Source organism: Enterobacter cloacae complex sp. 394I7 (genome assembly GCF_057320345.1).
Genome location: NZ_JBXWCR010000001.1, coordinates 1,096,004 through 1,118,784 on the forward strand (window position 1 = coordinate 1,096,004; position 22,781 = coordinate 1,118,784).

Genomic DNA, 22,781 nt, shown 5'->3' on the forward strand with positions numbered 1-22,781 from the left:
CGCGTCTTTGCGACAGTTTGAACTCATCCAGGCTTAGACCATCACGGACAGGGCGGCAATTGAAGAAGCTTCATGCGAGGGGAAGTATTTGAAAAACCATACAGAAAAATTAATGAATTTTTAAGGAAAGGGGATTATGTTGGCGCGATATCGGTTATTTATCAGGAAATCTCATGCGTACTAAATATACAAGCCTGCAAATTGCTATCCACTGGCTGGTGTTTTTGTTAATCATCGTCGCCTACTGCGCGATGGAATTCAAAGGCTTCTTCCCACGCACCGCCCGGCCGGTAATCAACATGATCCACGTTTCGTGCGGCATCTCTGTGCTGGTGTTGATGGTGACGCGTTTAGTGGTTCGCCTTAAATTCCGCGCACCGCCGATTGAACCAAAGCCAAAACCGATGGTGACCGGGCTGTCCCATCTTGGTCATCTGGTGGTGTATCTGCTGTTCATCGCGTTGCCGCTGATTGGTATTGTCATGATGTATAACCGCGGTACTGACTGGTTAGCCTTTGGTCTGGTGATGCCGCACGCGGCAGAATCGAATTTTGATCTGGTCGACGTTCTGAAAGAGTGGCACGAGACGCTGGCCAACGTGGGGTACGTTGTGATTGGTCTGCACGCGATGGCGGCGCTGATGCATCACTATTTCTGGAAAGACAACACCCTCCTGCGCATGATGCCAAAAAAACGCCAGTAACCCATAACAGCGAGCCCTGCAGCAGTCTGCAGGGCTTTTTTTTAGCGTTTTATTGCAGTTGAGCGCGCTCTTCCGGGGTTAACTCCAGCGCCTGAGTGGTGCCCGTCTCTGAGGATTTCACGGCCGCTTCCAGTACCGCCATCACCGCCAGCGCCTCGACCGGATGAACCGGATTGGTGATTTTTCCGAGTAGCGCATCACGCACGTTGATGTAGTACTGACGCTGATCGCCTTTCGGCGTGGTAACGGTCTGCGGCTCACCGTTTGCACCAAAGAACACCATGCTGTCACTGTCCTCGCCCCAGGCCTCACTGCCGGGGATCACGCCCGCCAGCAGTTGCGCTTCCTGTTGGTCGATTCGGGCTTTCACCACGCTGCCTTTATCGCCGTGAACGGTAAAACGTGCCGTTCCGCCAGCCACCAGCATGCTGCAGTGCAAAATCACTTTATGTTGCGGATAATCTAAGACCACGTGTGCCCAGTCGTTAATTTCCGCGCCGTCACGCAGCGTGGCGATATTGCCCTGTACCGACTGTGGCAGTCCAAAGAGCTGCAGCGTCTGGTCAATCAGGTGCGGCCCCAGATCAAACCACAGACCGCTACCGGGCACGTTTTGCTCTCTCCAGCGCACGCGCACTTCCGGGCGGAAACGGTCAATGTGCGACTCAAGGTGTTTGACCTTGCCAAGGGTTCCTTGCTCAATAACCTGCTTAATGCCGAGGAAGTCGCTGTCCCAGCGGCGGTTATGGAAGACGGAGAGCAGCAGTTGCTTCTCTTGCGCCAGGGCAATCAGGTCGCGGGCTTCCTGCATGTCGAGCGTGAACGGTTTATCCACGACCACATGTTTGCCTGAATTCAGGGCAAGCGTTGCCAGCGGCGCGTGGGTGGCGTTAGGGGAGGCAATCACCACCAGATCGACATCGGGATGCTGAATTGCCTCTTCCGGGGTTGCCACCACCTGAACATCAGGAAGATCGCGTTTAACCTTCTCTTCATCACGAGACGAAACCACCGCCAGCTTGAGGCCGTCCACGGACTGGATCAGCGGGGCATGGAAGGTCTTGCCTACAAATCCATACCCGATCAGCGCAATGTTGATTGTCTTCTCTTTACTCATGACCTTCTCCACGTTATTTCGCGCAAACCGTAATGTGCATTGCGCCAGGGTCCCCAAGCTCAGGCCAGGGACGATCTAAAAAGAGGTGCTGGATGTTGGATAATCCGCTGACCAGATACGGTTCACAGCGGTTTAGTTTCAGATGGTCGGCGACAATCCAGCGCTCATGGCTGGCTGCGAGCATCGCCCGTTTGACCTCGGCATCGGCCTCTTTTCCGGCGCTCAGACCGAGTTCAGCATGGATAGCACAGGCCCCCAGAATGGCGATATCCGCGCGGTAGCGTGACAGCAGGGAGAGGGTGGCGCTGCCGGCAAACAGTCGCTGCTTGTGATCCCATTTTCCGCCGAGCAGGATCAGTTCGATATCGTCACGGTCGCTGAAGTGCCACGCGATATCCAGCGAGGTGGTGATGATTGTCAGCGGTCCCTTCAGGAACGAGGCGACAGCCATTACCGTGCTCCCCGCATCCAGAAACAGCGTCGAACCTGGCGGAACAGCCTGCGCCACCTGTTGACCAAGACGTTGTTTGGTTTCCGGCAGCAGGGTATTGCGCCCCTGACGATTCATGGCCGACAGATTCAGGGCAATTGCCCCGCCGTGGTTCTTTTGCGCCAGCCCCTGTTTCTCGAGATCGGTCAGATCCCGGCGGATGGTGTCCGCTGAGACCTGCAGTTTGTCCGCCAGTTCCGTAATGCTGGCCTGCCCGTGCTCACTAATGATATCAAGCACATATTTTTGTCTGGCCGTTTTGTGCATGGGTAAATCCCGCAAAATATCGCAATAAGTTGCATATTACAGCATTTTACCGCAGAGGGAAGGGTGTTGATCGCCAGTAAGTATCAATGTCCGGTATTGTTCACATTGGTTATTATTAAAATGTTATTAATACGGTGTGAGTGATTCATTCCAAATGTTAACAGCAATGTTACTGTTGTGTTTTATTAAACACACTGGCGGATATAACCATTGTGATACCAATATGCAACCATTAATGCTTTAATGAAATTAATAAATAGCAATAAATTCTGTATATTTTTATATTAATAGATATTAATGTTGTATATGGTGTTATGGTTACTTAAACTGACATTTCTTTGAAAATCTTTGTGTCTGACGCATGCTGAAATTAACGCAAAAATGTGCATCCGGCGATTCTAAAATTTTACTTAAATAACAAAGACTTTATTTGTTTCATTTGAAAGCCCCTTTTTAAGGTTTTGTCCAGAAACCCCATCTTTTTTCTTATCTGTAACACCACATTAACATTGTGGGTGTAGTTGCCTATAGCGCATTTTGTTATGCTGCAAACCAGTTAAAGAAATAAGTAAATTCTTATTGTCATAAGAATATGGTCGGCTCTCATCTCCAATGGAAATGGGGTTGGGGAGCGTTTGTCCAATATTTATTCGGACCCAGGTAAGATATTTGTCGAATTATTTATACCCCTTTAGGGGTAAATATTTAAACGTCATTCAGAGTCAGGGAGATAAAAATGACTATCATGCGAAATAATATGTTGCTGAGATTTCCAGTCGCCCTGGCATTAATTTCGTTGGCCTTTAATACGGCCTCTGCGAATAGCCGCCAGGTGGGGATTGCTCCGATTGCTGCGACAACATTAAAAGAGAGTATTCTTTTTGCCATCGATCGCGATCCGTCGATTAGCCAGCAGGCCGCGCAACTGGGAATAGGTCAGGCACAAATAGATGAAGCACGCAGCGGCTGGATGCCACAAATATCGTTAAACGGTAGCACCGGCCATAGCCAGACCACCGATTCCAGCGGCTCGCTGCGCAATTCTGCGGCCTGGGGATTGAGTCTGACGCAGCTGGTATACGATTTTGGCAAGACCAACAACAGCATCGACCAGTCCACGGCGCAGCGCGATAGCTATCGTTACCAGTTGATGAGCACCTTGTCTGCGGTGGCGGAAAAAACGGCGCTCAGCTACGTAGAAGTTAAACGCTATTCCGACCTGTTACAGGCCGCCAAAGAGAACGTTCAGGCGCTCAAAAACGTTGAACAACTGGCCAAGCTCCGCGCCGACGCAGGCGTCAGCTCAACCTCTGACGAGCTTCAGACGCGCACGCGCATTGCCGGTATGCAGGCCACGGTCGAGCAGTATAACGCAGCGTTAAACAGCGCCCGCGCACGGCTTGCGGTGTTGACTGGCATGGAGGCCGAGCGCTATTCACCTGTACCGGCGAAGCTTGCCGTTGAGCAAGATTCGCTTAATCGCATTGATTACTCGGCCATTCCCGCGGTCATGGCCGCGCAGAATATGGAGCGTTCAGCTCAGTATGGCGTGGCAACGGCAAAGTCTCAGCACTGGCCGACGTTAAGCCTGAAAGGAGGCCGCACCCGCTACGAGTCCGACAACCGTTCTTACTGGGATGACCAGATTCAGCTCAATATTGACGCACCGCTATACCAGGGGGGCGCCGTTTCAGCCCGCGTTCGCCAGGCCGAAGGGGCAAGAGCCATGGCATCGTCTCAGGTTGACCAGGCGCGGTTCGATGTCCTGCAAAAAGCCTCTGTCGCGCAGGCTGACTGGACCGGCGCGCAGGGGAGAATGCAGGCGGGGAAGCTGCAGCTGGAAAGCGCGTTACGCGCCCGGGATGTTTACAGAAATGAATATACCCTGAGCAAGCGGAGCATTAACGATTTGCTCAGCGTTGAACAGGATGTCTGGCAAGCCACCTCAGCCAAAATAATGGCTGAATATGATGGCTGGAGTTCGGCGATTAATTACGCATCTGCCGTTGATAATTTGATGCCAATGATCGGCATAGAGAAAAACGCTGCCGCAAAATTACCTGATTTGAGTTAAAAAACACGCGTCTTTTTGTGCGAAATAAGTAAGAAAATAATGGGTGCTTTTTCCCAGGGATAGCTACATCCATTTGGTGGACATATCCACAGGAATCCGGACACCTGCAAGGAGAGGAAAATGAGTAACGTAAAAATTGTTGATGTCATCATTCGCAAAACGGCCGAGAAAACGAAATTAACCGGTGAGGGTAATTTGTCGGTTTCTATTTCTTCGCCGAGTGTGATTGAAATTCAGGGTTCTGCTCAGGATGTTGTGCGTTATGTTCGCCAGGGTAAAGACCTGCTTATTTATATGAAAGACGGCAGCGTTATTCGCTGCAATAACTATTTTGTTGAAGATCCACAGACCCATAATCAATCAGAACTGGTCTTCAACGATCAGCAGGAACTGACGCATATTTCTTTTGCCGATGCCGGGGAAGCGTCTGGCGTTGCTGTCACCGAGTTAACCGCGCAGGCTACGCCGGTTGCCAGCATTGAGCCTTTCCTTGAGCAGGGAAGCGTTCTCAATGACGCGCCATGGGGATGGATTGCAGGCGCTGCGTTGGGCGGCGGTGCCATTGGCGCACTGCTGGCGCACGGGGGTGACGGCGAAACCAAAACCAAAGTCATCGACAACACCAAAGATGTTGAAAGCGCGACGCCGACCTTTTTGCTGACGGACAACGCGGGTGATAAGCAGGGTGTGCTGAGTGGAAAAGCGATCACGGACGACAACACCCCAACCTTTAGCGGTACCGGGCAGCCGGGCGCGACCATTCAGATCAAAGACAGCAGCGGAAGCACCATTGCCAGCACCATGGTCGGGAAAGAGGGTACCTGGACCGTAAAACTCCCGACTCAGGCTGACGGCGAACATACCTGGTCTGTCGTGCAAATCGACGGGAGCAAAACGACGCAGGCGGGCAGCATTACCGTCACAATTTCTACCGCTGACGCCAGCATCACGCTGGGGACAACGGCCGGTGACAACGTGATCAATGCCAGCGAACACTCCGCTGGCTTTACGCTGTCCGGCACCAGCAAAAATCTGGCGCAGGGAACCGGGCTTACCGTCACGCTGAACGGCAAAACCTACACGGCGGAAGTGGGGGCCGGCGGCGCATGGAGCGTGAACGTGCCTGCCGCGGATGCACAGGCGCTGGGTGACGGCACCTGGACGGTGAACGTCAGCGGTAAAGACGCCGCGGGCAATACCGTGAGCGGCAGCCAGACGATAGGTGTGGATACCAACGCGCCAGCGCTTTCTGTTGATACGATTGCGCAGGACAACGTCATCAACGCGGCTGAGCACAACCAGGCGCTGACGCTCACCGGTAAAACCGATGCGGAAGCCGGCCAGATTGTGACGGTAACGCTCAACGGGAAAAATCATACCGCCACGGTGGGGAGCAACGGCACGTGGTCCGTTACGCTTCCCGCCAGCGAGGTGCAATCGCTGGCGAATGGCGACCATACGCTAACGGTGAACGTCAGCGATAAAGCGGGGAACGGATCTTCCACGACCGTCGATTTCACCGTGGATACCGCCGCCCCGGTCGTGACGATTAACACCGTTGCTGACGACAATATCCTCAATACCAGCGAGCAGGGCCAGGCGCAGATTATTTCCGGTACGGCGAGCGGCGCCGCAGCAGGGGATGTCGTGAGCGTAACCGTTGGCGGTCAGACCTTCACCGGTGTGGTGCAGGCGGACGGCAGCTGGAGCGTGGGGGTGCCTGCGTCCGTGGTGGGCTTGCTGGGAGAAGGCAACCACAACATTACGGTTTCCGTTACCGATGCCGCGGGCAATACCGGCAGCGCCACACACGGCATTACGCTGAGCGGTAACCCACCGGAATTTACCGTTCATGCCATCAGCCAGGATAACGTTCTCAATGCTCAGGAGGCTATGCAGCCGCTGAGCCTGACCGGCACCAGCACGCTGCCAGACGGCAGCGCCATCACCGTGACGCTGAACAACGTCAATTATCAAACCGTTGTCGAGAACGGGAGCTGGTCAGTTCAGGTACCGGTTTCCGACGTCCTGCAACTGGCGAACACGCTGTACACCGTCAGCGTCAGCGGTACCGACAGCGTGGGCAACAGCGGCTCAGCGGAGGCCACACTGCTGGTTGATACCGTGTTGCCACAGGTGGTCATTAATACCTTTGCCGGCGACAACCGGGTGAATAACGCCGAAGTGGCCGCCGATCAAACGATCAGCGGTCGTGTCACGGGTGCAGCGGCAGGGGATACGGTGTCTGTTTCCGTTGGCGGCAAGCATTACAGCGCCACCGTGGGTAGCGATCTGACCTGGAACCTCACTATCCCGTCTGCGGATCTCAGGGCATTCGGCGACGGCGACCTGACCATTACCGCGTCAGTCACCAACAGCCACGGCAATACGGGCAGCGGCGAGCGCGATATCAATATCAACGCGGCGCTGCCGGGTCTGCGCGTCAACACCCTTTCCGGTGATGACGTGATCAATGCCATTGAGCAGCATCAGGATCTTACCGTGACCGGCTCCAGCAGCCATCTGGCCGCAGGCACGCAGATCACCGTCACCATCAATAACGTCGACTATGTCACCGTGGTCAACGCCACCGGTGGCTGGCAGATTGGTGTCCCGGCGAGCGACCTCCAGTCCTGGACGCCGGGCCATATCGCAGTGCACGTCAGTGCAGAAGATGCGTGGGGCAATGCCGTTGCCGCTGAACATCCGATCGAACTCGACCTGAACGCCGTGGCGGTTACTGTTGATGTCATCTCCGGTGATGACCGACTGAACGCGGCGGAAAAAGGCAGCGATCTCACGCTCTCTGGCCAGACGCAGGGCGTGGAAGCCGGGCAGACTGTGGTGGTGAAATTCGCCGATCGGACCTATACCGCGCAGGTGCAGCAGGACGGCTCCTGGAGCCTGACCGTACCGGCCAGCGCCATGGAAACGTTGATTGACGGCCGCGCGCAGGTGAGCGTCAGCGTGACGAACGTTAACGGCAACAGCGCCGATGCGTCGCGCGTGGTGACGGTCGATACGCTGCCTCCGGACATCACGATCAATAATCTGACCGATGACAACATCATCAGTGCTGCCGAAGCGCAGCAGGATATCGTGTTAAGCGGTAGCAGCACGGCGGAAGCGGGCCAGACGGTCACCGTCGCGCTGAACGGTAAAACCTACCAGACCACCGTTCAACATGACGGTAGCTGGCAACTGACAGTACCAGCTGCGGACGTCGGCGCACTGGCCGATGGCACCGTCACGGTAACGGCAACCGTGAGCGATGTGGCAGGTAACAGCAGCAGCACGGATCGCGTCGGGCTGGTGGATGCCACCGTACCGCAGGTGACCATTAACGATTTTGTCACCGATACCAATACCATAAACCAGCTTGCCCATACCCAGGCGCAGGTCCTCAGCGGCTCCGTGACCGGAGCGGCAGCGGGTGATTGGGTCACGGTGACCATCAATAACGTGGATTACACCACCGTGGTGGATGCGGCGGGCAACTGGAGCCTCGGCCTGCCTGCGTCTGTGGTACAGGGCCTGGCGGACGGAACCTGGACGATAACGGTCTCTGTGACCGATCAATCTGGCAACACCGGCAGCAGCACGCTGGAGGTGGTGGTTAATACCGTGACGCCGCAGATAGGTATTCACACTCTGGCGGCGGACGACGTGATTAACGCCACCGAAAAAGGCGAAAACCTGCTGCTTTCCGGGACCAGCAACCAGCCAGAAGGCACCTCGATCACCGTGGCCCTGAATGGCATTCACTACACCGCCATTACGGATGCCAGCGGTAACTGGCGTGTTACCGTACCGGCCTCCGCAGTAAGCGCGCTGGGCGAGGCGCACTATACGGTGACGGCGAGCGTCACGGACAGTGTGGGTAACAGCGCGTCGGCCACGCACGATGTGCTGGTAGACAGCTCGCTGCCGGTGGTCACGCTCAACACGCTGGCGGGCGATAACATCATCAACGCGGCGGAACTGGCGGCAGGCCAGACCCTGACGGGGAAAGTCGCCAACGCGGCGGCAGGCGACATTGTCACCCTTACCCTGGGCGGCAAGACGTATACCGTTGCGGTGCAGGACGATCTTACCTGGAGCCTGCCGTTAACCCAGAGCCAGTTAACCGCGCTCGGTAACGGTGAGCTGACGGTTACGGCCAGCGTGACGAATGCGCACGGAAACACCGGTTCTGCCGCGCTGGACTTCACCATCGACGCCCAGTTGCCTGGTCTGCGTATTGATACCGTGGCGGGCGATGATGTTATCAATATCATCGAGCACGGTCAGAATCTGATTGTTTCCGGTACCAGCACCGATCTTGCAGCGGGCAGCACCGTTACCGTGACCATTAACAACATTGAGTACGTCGCCACGGTCCTGGCCGACGGAACCTGGAAAGCGGCGGTGCCTGCGGCAGATGTCAGCCAGTGGCCGGACGGTCCTCTCAACATTACAGCCCGCGCACAGGATGCTTCCGCCAACCCGGTGAATATCGGGACCGTGGTGGATGTCGATCTCGCCCCGGTCGCGATAAGCGTTAACAGCGTGACCCCTGATAACGTGCTCAATGCGGCAGAGAAGGGACACGATCTGGCGCTCTCCGGCACCACGTCTGGGGTCGAAGCCGGTCAGACGGTGACGGTCACCTTTGGCGGCAAAAGCTACACCACCACCGTGGATGCGAATGGCAACTGGGCTTACACCGTTCCGGCTGCGGATGTAAGCGGCCTGAAAGAGGGCGATGCCCGCGTTCAGGTGAGCGTGAGTAACGTGAATGGCAACCCGGCCTCTTCGTCACACGAATTCAGCGTCGATACCACTGCGCCGGCGGTCACCATCAATACGGTCAGTCACGACAACATGCTCAATGCGGCAGAGGCGGCACAGGATCTCACCCTGAGCGGCACCTCGACTGCCGAAGCGGGGCAGACGGTCACGGTGACCTTTAATGGCAATCAATACACCGCACAGGTACAGGCTGACGGCAGCTGGACGCTTGACGTGCCGGCAGCCGATCTGGCCGATATCACCGACGGCACAGCCGTCGTTACGGCGACCGTGTCGGATAAAGCCGGTAACCCGGCCAGCACGGATGCGTCTGTGCTGGTGGACACTACCGTGCCGCAGATCACCTTCAACACCGTTGCCGGTGATGACATTCTGAATATTGCTGAACACGGTCAGGCGCTGATCGTTTCTGGCACAGTCACCGGGGCACAGGCAGGCGACGTGATCACCGTGACGCTGAACGGTAAAAATTACAGCGCAATGCTGGACGCGTCCGGCAACTGGAGTATGGGTATTCCGGCGGCTGACGCGGGCGCGCTGGGCAATGGCGACCATACGATGTCTGCGACCCTCACCGACAAAGCGGGCAACAGCACCACGCAGACGCATGAGATTGCGGTTTCCCTGACAGCTCCGGTTATCGCTATCAATACCGTTGCGGGCGATGATGTGATCAATGCCATCGAGAAAGGCGAAGATCTGCAACTCTCCGGCACCAGCAACCAGCCGGACGGCACCACGATCGTCGTGACCCTGAATGGCATTAACTACACTGCCACGACTGACGCCAGCGGCAACTGGAGCGTGACGGTACCGGCAGCAAACGTCTCGGCGCTGGGCGAAGCGAACTACACCGTCACCGCGAGCGTGACCGATACCGCAGGCAACAGCGCGAGCACCAGCCATCAGGCACTTGTCGACAGTGCGCTACCGGTGGTGACCATTAACGCTGTCGCCATTGATGATGTCATCAATGCGGCGGAAGTGACTGCGGGACAGACCCTGAGCGGAAAAGTCAGCGGTGCCGCAAGTGGTGACACTGTCATGATTTCAATGGGGGGCAACACCTGGACCGCCACCGTTCAGGATGATCTGAGCTGGTCGGTCAATGTGCCGCCTGAAGTCTTAAAGGCCATTGGCAACGGCGATTTGACCGTGACGGCAAGCGTCACTAACGGTCACGGCAATACCGGCTCCGGCAGCCGCGACATCACCATTGATGCCAACCTGCCGGGTCTGCGGGTCGATACCGTGGCGGGCGACGATGTGATTAACAGCATCGAGCATGGTCAAAACCTGATTATTAGCGGCTCCAGTGATGGGCTGAAAACCGGCTCCGCGTTGACGGTGACCGTCAATGGTAAAACCTATGCGGCGACGGTTCTGGCAGACGGGACCTGGACGGCAGCGATCCCTGCCGCCGACGTCAGCGCGCTGAACGCAGGCAAGGTGACGGTAACCGTTGAGGGTCAGAGCACCGCAGGAAACCCGGTGACGATCGCGCATGACGTCACGGTCGATCTGGCCGCGGTGGCGATCAGCGTCAACGCGATTGCCACCGACGACGTGATCAACGCGGCGGAAAAAGGCACGGACCTGGTCCTGTCGGGTACCACCACCCACGTCGAAGCCAACCAGACCGTGTATATCACCTTCGGCGGCAAGTCTTACACCGCGACCGTGGATGCCAGCGGTAACTGGACCGCTACCGTGCCTTCTGCTGATTTAGGCAGCCTGAAGGAGGGCGATGCCAGCGTGCAGGTTAGCGTTACCAACGTGAACGGTAACAGCGCGTCAGCGGGCCGTGAATACAGCGTGGATACGACCGCGCCGACGGTCTCTATCGACATTGTCAGCGACAACAACATCATTAATGCGTCTGAAGCGCAGCAGGATTTGGTGGTTAACGGCATCACGAACGCGGAAGCGGGACAGACCGTGACTGTTACGCTGAACGGCAAGGATTACACCACCACCGTGCAGGCGGATGGCAGCTGGAGCCTGAGCGTACCGTCAACCGACCTGAGCGGCATTATCGACGGAAACTACACCATCACCGCGGCGGTATCCGACAAAGCGGGTAACCCGGCCTCGGTGGATCGTGACGTGCTGGTGGATACCACGGTGCCGCAGTTGACCATTCACACCGTTTCGGATGACGACGTCATCAACAGCGTTGAGCACGCGCAGGCGTTGATTGTCACCGGGTCTGTCACCGGCGCGGCAGCGGGTGATGTGGTCACCGTCAGCATCAATAATAAATCTTACACCGCCACGCTGGATGCTGCGGGCAACTGGAGCGTGGGAGTGCCTGCGGCCGACGTCAATGCTCTGGCCGCCGGGGATCACACCATCACCGCGACCCTGACCGATAAAGCGGGCAACAGCAACAGTGCGACGCACGACGTGGCCGTCAACCTTACCGCTCCGGTGCTGACCATTGACACCGTTTCAGACGACGATGTCATCAATAGCACCGAGAAAACGCAGGATCTCACCCTCACCGGCACCGCGTCAGGTCTGGCGGCGGGCGCGATCGTCACCGTGATGCTGAACGGCAAAGCCTACAGCGCGACGGTGGATGATAACGGGCTGTGGACGGCTACCGTTCCGGCGGATCAGGTCGGCGCACTGGGTGAAGCGATCTACACCCTCACCGCGTCTGCAACCGATGCTGTTGGCAACAGTACCAGCGTGACTCACACCGTGAACGTGGAGTCTGTCCTGCCGGGTGTCACCATCAACACCGTGGCTGGCGACGATATTATCAATACCGCGGAGCTGGCGACCGGCCAGACTCTCAGCGGTACCGTGGTGAACGCCGAAGCGGGCAACACCGTCACCGTGACCCTCGGCGGTAACACCCTGACCGCAACGGTGCAGGATGACCTGACCTGGTCCGTCAACGTACCGGAGTCCGTATTAACCGCACTGGGTAACGGCGAACTGACCGTCACCGCCAGCGTGACTAACGGCGTGGGCAACAGCGGCTCCGGCGAGCGCGATATCACCATCGACGCCAGCCTGCCGGGCCTGCGTGTGGATACCGTGGCGGGTGACGATGTGATCAACAGCATCGAGCATGGTCAGAACCTGATCGTGACCGGCACCAGCGAAGGACTGGCGACAGGAACCGCACTGACCGTAACGGTAAATAATAAAACCTATCCGGCCACCGTGCTGGCTGACGGCACCTGGAGTGCGGCTATTCCGGCGGCCGATGTTGGCGCGCTGGCGGAAGGCACGGTAGCGGTCACCGTTGAGGGGCAGAACAGCGCCGGTACGCCGGTGTCCATTACCCACAATGTGACGGTGGACCTTGCGGCGGTCGCCATCGGGATTGACGCCATTGCCACGGATGATGTGATTAACGCGGCTGAGAAGGGCGCGGACCTGGTGCTCTCTGGCACCACCTCCAACGTGGAGGAGAATCAGACCGTTAGCATCCTCTTCGGCGGTAAAACCTATACGGCGTCGGTGGATGCTGACGGCAAATGGACGGCGACGGTGCCGTCTGCAGACCTGGCCGGCCTGAAAGAGGGCGATGCCAGCGTGCAGGTGAGCGTCACCAACGTCAACGGCAACAGCGCGTCTGCGGGTCGCGAGTACAGCGTGGACACCACCGCGCCGTCCGTAACGATTAACACCCTGGCGGCTGACGACATCCTGAATGCGACCGAAGCGAAAGCTGACCTGACGGTGTCCGGTACCAGCACCGCTGAAGCGGGCCAGACGGTCACCGTAAGCCTGAACGGGAAGAACTACACCGCTACCGTGGGGGCAGACGGCAACTGGACGCTGGACGTTCCGGCAGCCGACCTGGCGGCGCTCACGGACGGCAGCGTGACCGTGACGGCCGCCGTCAGTGACAAGGCGGGTAACCCGGCCTCGGTGGATCATAACCTGACGGTCGACGTGACGGTGCCGGTCGTGACCATCAACACCGTGGCGGGCGACGACGTGATTAACGTGGCTGAGCATGCGCAGGCGCAGATCGTCAGCGGCTCTGCCACCGGCGCGGCGGCGGGCGATAAAGTCACCGTGACCGTTGGCAGCCAAACCTACACCACCGTGCTGGACGCCGCGGGTAACTGGAGCGTGGGCGTTCCGGCGAACGTGATTTCTGGCCTCAGCGACGGCACCGTGACGGTCAGCGTCAGCGTCACCGATGCCGCGGGCAATACCGGATCCGGCACCCATAACGTGACCGTCGATACCGGGCTGCCTTCTGTGGGCTTCAGTACCCTGAGTGGCGACAACGTACTGAACGCGGTTGAGAAAGGTCAGGATCTGAGCGTCAGCGGTACCAGTGCCAACCTTGCGGAAGGTACCCTGGTCACCGTGACCCTGAACGGCAAACAGTACACCGCAACAACCGCGGCGGACGGCGTCTGGAGCCTGACGGTACCGGCAGCGGATCTGGCCGCGCTGGGTGAGGCGAACTACACCCTGAGCGCAACCGCGACGAACACCGTGGGGAACAGCGTCAGCAATACGGCGAACCTGCAGGTCGATACCGCGCTGCCGACCGTCACCATCAACACCGTGGCCGGTGACAACGTCATCAATGCGGCGGAAGTGGCTGCCGGTCAAACCCTGAGCGGTACCGTGGCCCACGCGGAAGCGGGCAATACCGTCACCGTTACGATGGGCGGTAACAGCTGGACGGCGACGGTGCAGGATGACCTGACCTGGTCCGTCAACGTGCCTTCAGAGGTGCTGACAGCGCTGGGTAACGGCGGGCTGAGCGTGACGGCCACCGTCACCAACGGGCACGGCAATACCGGTTCCGGCGAACGCGATATCACTATTGACGCCAGCCTGCCGGGCCTGCGTGTCGATACCGTGGCAGGCGACGATGTGATTAACAGCATCGAGCATGGTCAGAACCTGATTGTCAGCGGCTCCAGCGATGGGCTGGCAGCGGGCACGGCACTGACCGTCACCGTGAACGGCAAAACCTATGCGGCGTCCGTACTGGCGGACGGGACCTGGAACGCAGCCGTGCCGGCCGCAGACGTCAGCGCGTGGCCGGAAGGCACCGTGAAAATTACCGTTACCGGCGATAGCCCGACGGGCAACCCGATGACCATCAGCCACGACGTGACGGTGGATCTGGCGACCGTGGCGATCAGCATTAACGCCATCGCTACCGACGACGTGATTAACGCGGCAGAAAAAGGGACCGATCTGGTGCTGTCAGGTGCGACCACCAACGTGGAAGCCGGACAGACCGTCTCCCTCGCCATGGGCGGTAAAATCTATACCACCACTGTCGATGCCAGCGGTAACTGGACTTATACCGTATCGTCTGCTGACCTGGCCGGTCTGAAAGAGGGCGATGCCAGCGTGCAGGTGAGCGTCACCAACGTCAACGGCAACAGCGCGTCTGCGGGCCGCGAGTACAGCGTGGACACCACCGCGCCGTCCGTAACGATTAACACCCTGGCGGCTGACGACATCCTGAATGCGACCGAAGCGAAAGCTGACCTGACGGTGTCCGGTACCAGCACCGCCGAAGCGGGCCAGACGGTCACCGTGAGCCTGAACGGGAAGAACTACACCACCACCGTGGGGGCAGACGGCAACTGGACGCTGGACGTTCCGGCAGCCGACCTGGCGGCGCTTACGGACGGCAGCGTGACCGTGACGGCCGCCGTCAGTGACAAGGCGGGTAACCCGGCCTCGGTGGATCATAACCTGACGGTCGACGTGACGGTGCCGGTCGTGACCATCAACACCGTGGCAGGCGACGACGTGATTAACGTGGCTGAGCATGCGCAGGCGCAGATCGTCAGCGGCTCCGCCACCGGCGCGGCGGCGGGCGATAAAGTCACCGTGACCCTTGGCAGCCAGACCTACACCACCGTGCTGGACGCCGCGGGTAACTGGAGCGTGGGCGTTCCGGCGAATGTGATTTCTGGCCTCAGCGACGGCACCGTGACGGTCAGCGTCAGCGTCACCGATGCTGCGGGCAATACCGGATCAGGCACCCATAACGTGACCGTTGATACCGGGCTGCCTTCCGTGGGCTTCGATACCCTCAGCGGCGACAATGTGCTGAACGCGGTGGAGAAAGGTCAGGATCTGAGCGTCAGCGGTACCAGCGCCAACCTTGCGGAAGGTACCCTGGTCACCGTGACCCTGAACGGCAAACAATACACCGCAACAACCGCGGCGGACGGCGTCTGGAGCCTGACGGTACCGGCAGCGGATCTGGCCACGCTGGGTGAGGCGAACTACACCCTGAGCGCAACCGCGACGAACACCGTGGGGAACAGCGTCAGCAATACGGCGAACCTGCAGGTCGACACCGCGCTGCCAACCGTCATCATCAACACCGTGGCCGGTGACAACGTGATCAATGCGGCGGAAGTGGCGGCAGGCCAGACGATCGGCGGGAAAGTGGTGAACGCCGAAGCGGGTAACACCGTGACGGTCTCTGTCGGTGGCAATACCTACACCACAACGGTACAGAGCGATCTGAGCTGGTCGGTTGATGTCCCGCAGTCCGTGCTGACCGCGCTGGGTAATGGCGACCTGACCGTCACCGCAACGGTTACCAACGGACACGGCAATACCGGTTCCGGCGAGCGTGATATCTCCATCGATGCCAGCCTGCCGGGCCTGCGTGTTGATACCGTGGCAGGCGACGATGTGATCAACAGCATTGAGCATGGTCAGAACCTGATTGTCAGCGGCTCCAGCGATGGGCTGGCAGCGGGGACCATGCTTACGGTAACGGTGAACGGCAAAACCTATGCAGCGTCCGTACTGGCTGACGGGACCTGGAACGCGGCTATTCCGGCGACGGATGTAAGTGCGCTGCCGGCAGGAACGGTAAGCGTTACCGTTGCAGGCCAAAGCACCACGGGCAATCCGGTGACCATCAGCCATGACATCACTGTTGATCTGGCGACCGTCGCCATCAGCATTGATACCATTGCCGTTGACGATGTGATTAACGCGGCGGAGAAAGGGGCAGATCTGCTGCTTTCCGGCACCACCAGCAACGTGGAAGCCAACCAGACCGTCAGCATCACCTTTGGCGGCAAGCACTACACGGCCACCGTTGATGCCAGCGGTAACTGGACGGCGACGGTACCGTCTGCTGACCTGGCCGGTCTGAAAGAGGGCGATGCCAGCGTACAGGTGAGCGTCACCAACGTGAACGGCAACAGCGCCTCAGCAGGGCGCGAATACAGCGTCGATGCGACCGCGCCTGCCGTGACGATTGATACGGTTGCCGGCGACAACGTGATCAACGCCAGCGAAGCGTCTGCAGGTGTGGCCATCACCGGCACCACCACGGCAGAAGCGGGTCAGACGGTCACCGTAACGCTCGGCAATAAGCAGTACACCGCGCAGGTTCAGGCAGGCGGCACGTGGAGTGTGAATGTGCCCGGGGCCGACCTGACTGCGATGGCCGACAACGGCTACACCGTACAGGTTAGCGTGAGCGATGCGGCCGGTAACCCAGGCAGTGCGGATAAAGCCATTACCCTTGACACCACACCACCGGTGATCAGCTTTAACGCGGTCGCCGTTGATGATGTGATCAACAGCGTGGAGCATGCGCAGGCGCAGATCGTCAGCGGTAGTGCAACCGGTGCAAACGTCGGCGACAGGCTGGTGATTACCGTCGGGTCTCATCAGTACACGACAACGGTGGATGCGAGCGGCAACTGGAGTGTGGGCGTACCGGCCAGCGTAATTTCCTCGCTGGCTGACGGCACTGCGACCCTCAGCGCAACCATTACCGACAGTGCGGGCAACAGCAGCACGAAGACCCATGATGTGGTGGTCAACACGGCCTCGGTGGCGCTGACCGTGAATACCATTGCCGGCGACGACGTGATCAACGCGGCAGAAGCTGGCACCTCGCTGGTGATTAACGGCTCGAGCGCACAGTTTGCCAGCGGGACGCAGGTCACGGTAACCCTGAACGGTAAAAGCTACACCGCCACCATTCAGAGCGACGGCTCCTGGACGACTACCGTGCCGGCTGCTGATGTGGGCGCACTGACCGATGGCGGACATTATCCTGTCTCCGTTGCTGCCCAGGACAGCGCGGGCAACAGCGCGTCGGCAACGCACAGCATCAGCGTGGATACCACCGCGCCGGTGATCGGTGTGAATACGCTCTCTGGCGACGACGTGTTAAATGCAGCAGAAGCACAGCAGCCGCTGACCGTGCACGGTTCTACCAGCGCGGAAGCCGGGCAGACCGTTACCGTAACGCTGGGGGGTAAAACCTACAGCGCAACGGTGGCGAACGATGGTACGTGGACGCTGGATGTGCCGGCCGCCGACCTGGCGGCCCTGAATGAAGGGGCGCTGACGCTGACCGCTTCAGTCAACGATAAAGCGGGTAACAGCGGACAGGCCACTCACACCCTGACGGTGGATACCGTGGCGCCAACCGTAACCATCGGCACTGTGGCGGATGACGATATTGTCAATAACGCTGAGCAGCTGGCAGGCCAGACCATCAGCGGCACCACCACGGCGGAACAGGGCCAGACGGTGACGGTTTCCTTCAACGATCACCGCTATCAGGCGACCGTGGGGGCGGACGGCTCGTGGTCGGTCTTTGTGCCGGGGCATGATTTCCTCGGCCTGAGCGACGGGAATTACACCCTAACGGCGACGGTGAACGATAAGGCCGGTAACCCGGGCAGCGCGACGCACGACGTGACGCTGAACGGTGATGTCCCGACCATAACTATCCACACCTTTGCGCAGGACGATATCGTCAGCGCCGCTGAACATGGTATCCCTCTGGTGGTCAGTGGTACCACCGACGCGCCTGCGGGCCAGACGGTGACCATCACCCTGAACGGCAAAACCTACACCACAACCGTGCAGGCTGACGGTAGCTGGAACTATACCGTAGGCAGTGCAGACGTGACCGCGCTGGCAGACGGAGGATCGTATGTGATCCATGCCCAGGTGAGTAACACCATCGGTAACACTGCCAGCGACGATCACACCGTGACCGTGGATCTGACCGCGCCGTCAATGGGGATCAGTATCGACGCCCTGCAAAACGATACCGGGCTGAGCGCGAGTGATTTCATCACCAACGACAGCCAGATTATTGTTAACGGTTCATTGACCGCGCAGCTCGGCAATAACGAGAAAGCGCAGATCAGCGTGGACGGCGGGGCGAGCTGGATTGACCTGGCCGTCACGGGCACCACCTGGCGCTACACCGATGGCCGCACCCTGACGGACGGTACGTATCAGTACCAGGTCCGCGTGATTGATAACGCGGGTAACGTAGGGGCAACGGACAGCCAGAACGTGGTGGTGGATCTCACCGCGCCTGCGGCGACGACCATTACGGTCGATTCCGTCAGTCAGGATACCGGTTTGTCTGGCAGCGACTTTATCACCAGCGATAACCAGATCAGCCTGAAAGGGACGCTCGGTGCGGCGCTGGGGAGTGGCGATCACGCGCAGATCAGCCTCGACGGCGGCGTAACCTGGACGGATGTCAGCGTCAGCGGACTGAGCTGGACCTGGGTTGATACCCGCACGCTGGCGGACGGCGATTATAACTATCAGCTTCGCGTGATTGACGATGCAGGCAATATCAGCGCCACCACCAGCCAGGTGGTCACCATTGATACCGTGGCACCCGATGCCAGTAAAACCATCGCCATTGACAGCATCAGCGATGACACTGGCCTGAGCAGCAGCGACTTTATCACCCATGATACCTCGCTGACGCTGCATGGCTCGCTCGGTGCGACGCTGGCTGACGGCGAATATGCGCAAATCAGCATCGACGGTGGCGTGACCTGGCAGAACGTGATTGTCACCGGCAATAGCTGGTACTACGTGGACGGCCGTACGTTGGGTAATGCCACTTATGACTATTATGTGCGCGTGGTGGATGCCGCAGGTAACGTGGGATCCAGTGCCCATCAGCAGGTGACTGTCGATACGGTCGCCCCGGATGCGGTGATTACGGTGACCGTGGACAACATCACCGTGGATACCGGCTTTGACAACAACGACTTCCTGACCAGTTCAACGTCATACACCCTGAACGGGACGCTGGGGGCGCAACCTGGTGCGGGCGAGTATGTTCAGGTCAGTATGGATGGCGGCACCACCTGGGTTAACGCGACGGTGAATGGCACACAGTGGAGCTATAACGACACGCGTACCCTGGCCGACGGTAGCTATAACTATCAGGTGCGGGTGGTCGATCTGGCCGGAAACGTCGGGGCAACCACGTCGCAGGCGGTCACGGTTGATACCCACGCGCCTCAGTACGGCATCACCATTGACAGCATCAGTGAAGATACCGGGCAGTCCGGCACTGATTTCATCACCATGGACACCACGCTTACGCTCAACGGCTCGCTTGGCAGCGCGCTGGCCAATGATGAACGCGTGCAGATTAGCCTGGACGGCGGGAATACCTGGACAGATGCAACGGTAACCAACCAGCGCTGGAGCTACACCGATACCCGCGATCTGGCTGACGGTGATTACACCTACCAGGTGCGGATTATCGACCAGGCGGGCAACGTGGGCTCAACCTCATCGCAGGTGGTGACGGTGGATACCACGCCGCCAACCACCGTGGGAACCGTGGTGAGCTATACCGATGACGAAGGTGAGCGTCTGGGCTCCTTTGGCAGCGCGATGGCGACGGATGACAGCTCGCCGCTGATCAACGGAACGCTGAACCGCGCGCCGGATGACGGTGAGATTGTGCAGCTTTATCGTGACGGGATCCTGCTGGGCCAGGTCACGATGAACGGTAGCGCAAGCTGGTCCTTCCAGGATAACGGCCTGAGCGATGGCAATCATACGTATATCCTGCGGGTAACCGATAAAGCCGGTAACTATACGGAATCGGACGGGTTTGTACTGAACGTCGATACCAGTATCCCGACCACCACGGCGGCAATTACCGCGCAGACAACATCGGATACCACGCCGATTGTCAGCGGAACGGTCTCCGCGGATCTGGTGAACGGCGAGTACCTGGTGGTGAATGTGAACGGTAAAACCTACACCTCGCAGACGGGCGGCGCGGTGGTGGTCGACCCGGATCACAACACCTGGTATCTGCAGATCCCGGACAGCGATGCACTGAGCGTTGCCAGCTATAACGTAACGGCACAGGTGAAGAGCAGTGCGGGTAACGGCAATACCACCGGGACGGCGAGCGGCAGCCTGGTGATTGACACCACCACGGTGAATACCAGCTGGGCCACCACGGCGGGTAACAGCGAAAACTCGACCATGACCGTCGGCATGAACAGCAGCGGCCTGTGGAATATCATTGCTAACGGACAGTCCTATTCCAGCAGTGATGATTCAACCTACGCGGCGAACGCGCTGACCAATACGCGTGGCTTCCCTGCCGTAAGCCAGACCGCCGCCGATTTTGACCGTAACGGCACGCAGGACATCTTTGCGACTGAAACCACCTACGGCGGGTCTACACAGGTGATGTGGACCTACGATGGCAGCACTTACAACGCCAGCCAACTGGGTATGGGAACCACTATCTGGTACGGCGGTGTCATTGCCTACGATAAAACCGGTGACGGGTATCTGGACCTTGCGTATGGCGATGCCGGTGCGGACTCCATTACCTACCTTATTAACAACAAAGGGGTGCTCACGCCGGATGGGAACTATGGCGGCGCCGGGTTCTGGGGACAATTCACCACCATGCGTGAAATCTCCGGCGTCGACCTGAATAACGACGGCACCGTGGATGTGGTTCAGCACACCAACCGCAGCGGAGCGTACTCGCTTACCGTGATTAACAACAACGGTAACGGGACGTTATCCCTCGGTCAGAACCTGACTAACGTGTTTGTGGCAAACGTGGCGAATACCACCACAGCGGCGTCGATGACGTGGGCGGATTTCAACGGCGATGGCTACATGGATCTGTACCTGGGCAGCAGCTACAACAACAACGGCGGGGTGATCTACTACAACGACGGTACCGGGAAACTCTCCACCACCAAGAGCGCGGTTGAGGCCTCTAACGCGTCTGCAGGGTATCTGTCGGTGGCGGTGGACTGGAACGCAGACGGCCAGATGGACGTCATCAAGCTCAGTACCTACAGCGGATCGCAGACCGCAACCCTGTTTACCAACAACGGTTACGGTTCAAGCTGGACATCAAGTCAGCTGGCTTCCGGACTGGCGAACGTCACCGGTGTGGCCGCCGTGGATTACAACTGGGACGGCGCGCAGGATCTGCTGGTGTCGCAGCAGAACGGCAAGGTGGTGCTGGTGCAAAACAGCAAAACCGTTGCCGACGGCACGGCGATGCATCTGCACATTGTCGACAGTGAGGGTATCAACGCCTACTACGGTAATACGGTCAATCTGTATAACGCGGCGGGCGTACTGGTGGCCTCGCAGATCATCAACGCCCAGTCCGGTATCGGTTCGAACGATACCTCTGCACTGGTGAGTTTCTACGGTCTGGATCCGAATGAAACTTACTCGGCCGAGATCCTGAAAATCACCAATGGCGTGTCGGATAACGTCACCTGGAGCGGTCTGGAAGCCGGCAACGGTAAAGAGGGCTACGTCCTCACTGCCGAAGCAGCAACCGGGGGGCACAGCGGGACGCTTACCGGTACCGGGTATAACGACACCTTTATCGCCGAGGACGGCACGTATACCTATAACGGTTCCGGCGGCTGGACGACCCACTCGGATCACGACACCTGGAGTAACACCGGGGGGATGGACGTGGTGGACTACCGCAATGCGACGTCCGGCGTGACCGTCGACCTGCGTCTTTCTACCGCGCAGGACACCGGGTTTGGTACCTCACGCCTGCTGAACATTGAGGGCATTAACGGCTCGGACTTTGACGATGTCATTACCGGCAACAGCGGTAACAACCAGTTCGAAGGCCGTGGCGGTAACGACACGTTCAATATTGGCAGCGGCGGTCACGATACGCTGCTCTACACGTTGATCAACGCCTCCAATGCCACAGGCGGTAACGGCAGTGATGTGGTGAACGGCTTTACGGTAGGCACCTGGGAAGGCACGGCGGATACGGACCGTATTGACCTGCGCGACCTGCTTTCAGGCAGCGGCTACACCGGTACGGGCTCAGCGAGCTATGTGAACGGGGTCGCCACGCTGGACGGCAGTGCGGGGAATATCACCGATTACATCCGCGTGGTGCAGAACGGCAGCAATACCGAAATCCAGGTTGACCTGGACGGTAGCGGCGGTCAGTTCTCACCCACAACGCTGGTCACGCTGAACGGCGTGCAGACCGATCTGGCTACGCTGCTGGCAAATCATCAACTGTTAATTGCGTAAAAC

The 22,781-nt window shown here is 58.7% G+C and carries 5 protein-coding genes; 3 read left to right on the forward strand and 2 right to left on the reverse strand.

Annotated elements, in window-relative coordinates; translation table 11 throughout:
• The first annotated feature begins 173 nt into the window (after window positions 1-173).
• Complete coding sequence (cybB, locus tag AC2FAP_RS05370; protein WP_025204247.1) at window positions 174-704, forward strand: cytochrome b561; 531 nt, start codon at window positions 174-176, stop codon at window positions 702-704.
• A 49-nt stretch (window positions 705-753) separates the two neighbouring features.
• Here cybB and AC2FAP_RS05375 read toward each other — a convergent pair whose 3' ends face one another.
• The gene (locus tag AC2FAP_RS05375; RefSeq protein WP_108648305.1) at window positions 754-1,821 is read right to left on the reverse strand and encodes an oxidoreductase; all 1,068 of its coding nucleotides are present in this window, start codon (window positions 1,819-1,821) and stop codon (window positions 754-756) included.
• 13 nt (window positions 1,822-1,834) lie between these two features.
• Window positions 1,835-2,578, reverse strand: coding sequence for a DeoR/GlpR family DNA-binding transcription regulator (locus AC2FAP_RS05380; RefSeq protein WP_032681059.1), 744 nt, complete (start codon window positions 2,576-2,578; stop codon window positions 1,835-1,837).
• Between the two features lie 736 nt (window positions 2,579-3,314).
• On the opposite strand from AC2FAP_RS05380, the gene AC2FAP_RS05385 reads away from it, so the two are divergent.
• Window positions 3,315-4,652 carry a TolC family outer membrane protein gene (locus AC2FAP_RS05385; protein WP_014169981.1) on the forward strand — a complete coding sequence of 446 codons (1,338 nt, stop codon included), beginning with the start codon at window positions 3,315-3,317 and terminating at the stop codon, window positions 4,650-4,652.
• A gap of 120 nt (window positions 4,653-4,772) precedes the next feature.
• Window positions 4,773-22,778, forward strand: coding sequence for an Ig-like domain-containing protein (locus AC2FAP_RS05390; protein WP_485452848.1), 18,006 nt, complete (start codon window positions 4,773-4,775; stop codon window positions 22,776-22,778).
• Window positions 22,779-22,781 lie beyond the last annotated feature (3 nt).

Bases quoted from the DNA above. Each gene is read 5' to 3' on its own strand.
- AC2FAP_RS05385 (WP_014169981.1), top strand. From the start codon at position 3,315: ATGACTATCATGCGAAATAATATGTTGCTGAGATTTCCAGTCGCCCTG.
- AC2FAP_RS05380 (WP_032681059.1), bottom strand. From the start codon at position 2,578: ATGCACAAAACGGCCAGACAAAAATATGTGCTTGATATCATTAGTGAG.
- cybB (WP_025204247.1), top strand. From the start codon at position 174: ATGCGTACTAAATATACAAGCCTGCAAATTGCTATCCACTGGCTGGTG.
- AC2FAP_RS05390 (WP_485452848.1), top strand. From the start codon at position 4,773: ATGAGTAACGTAAAAATTGTTGATGTCATCATTCGCAAAACGGCCGAG.
- AC2FAP_RS05375 (WP_108648305.1), bottom strand. From the start codon at position 1,821: ATGAGTAAAGAGAAGACAATCAACATTGCGCTGATCGGGTATGGATTT.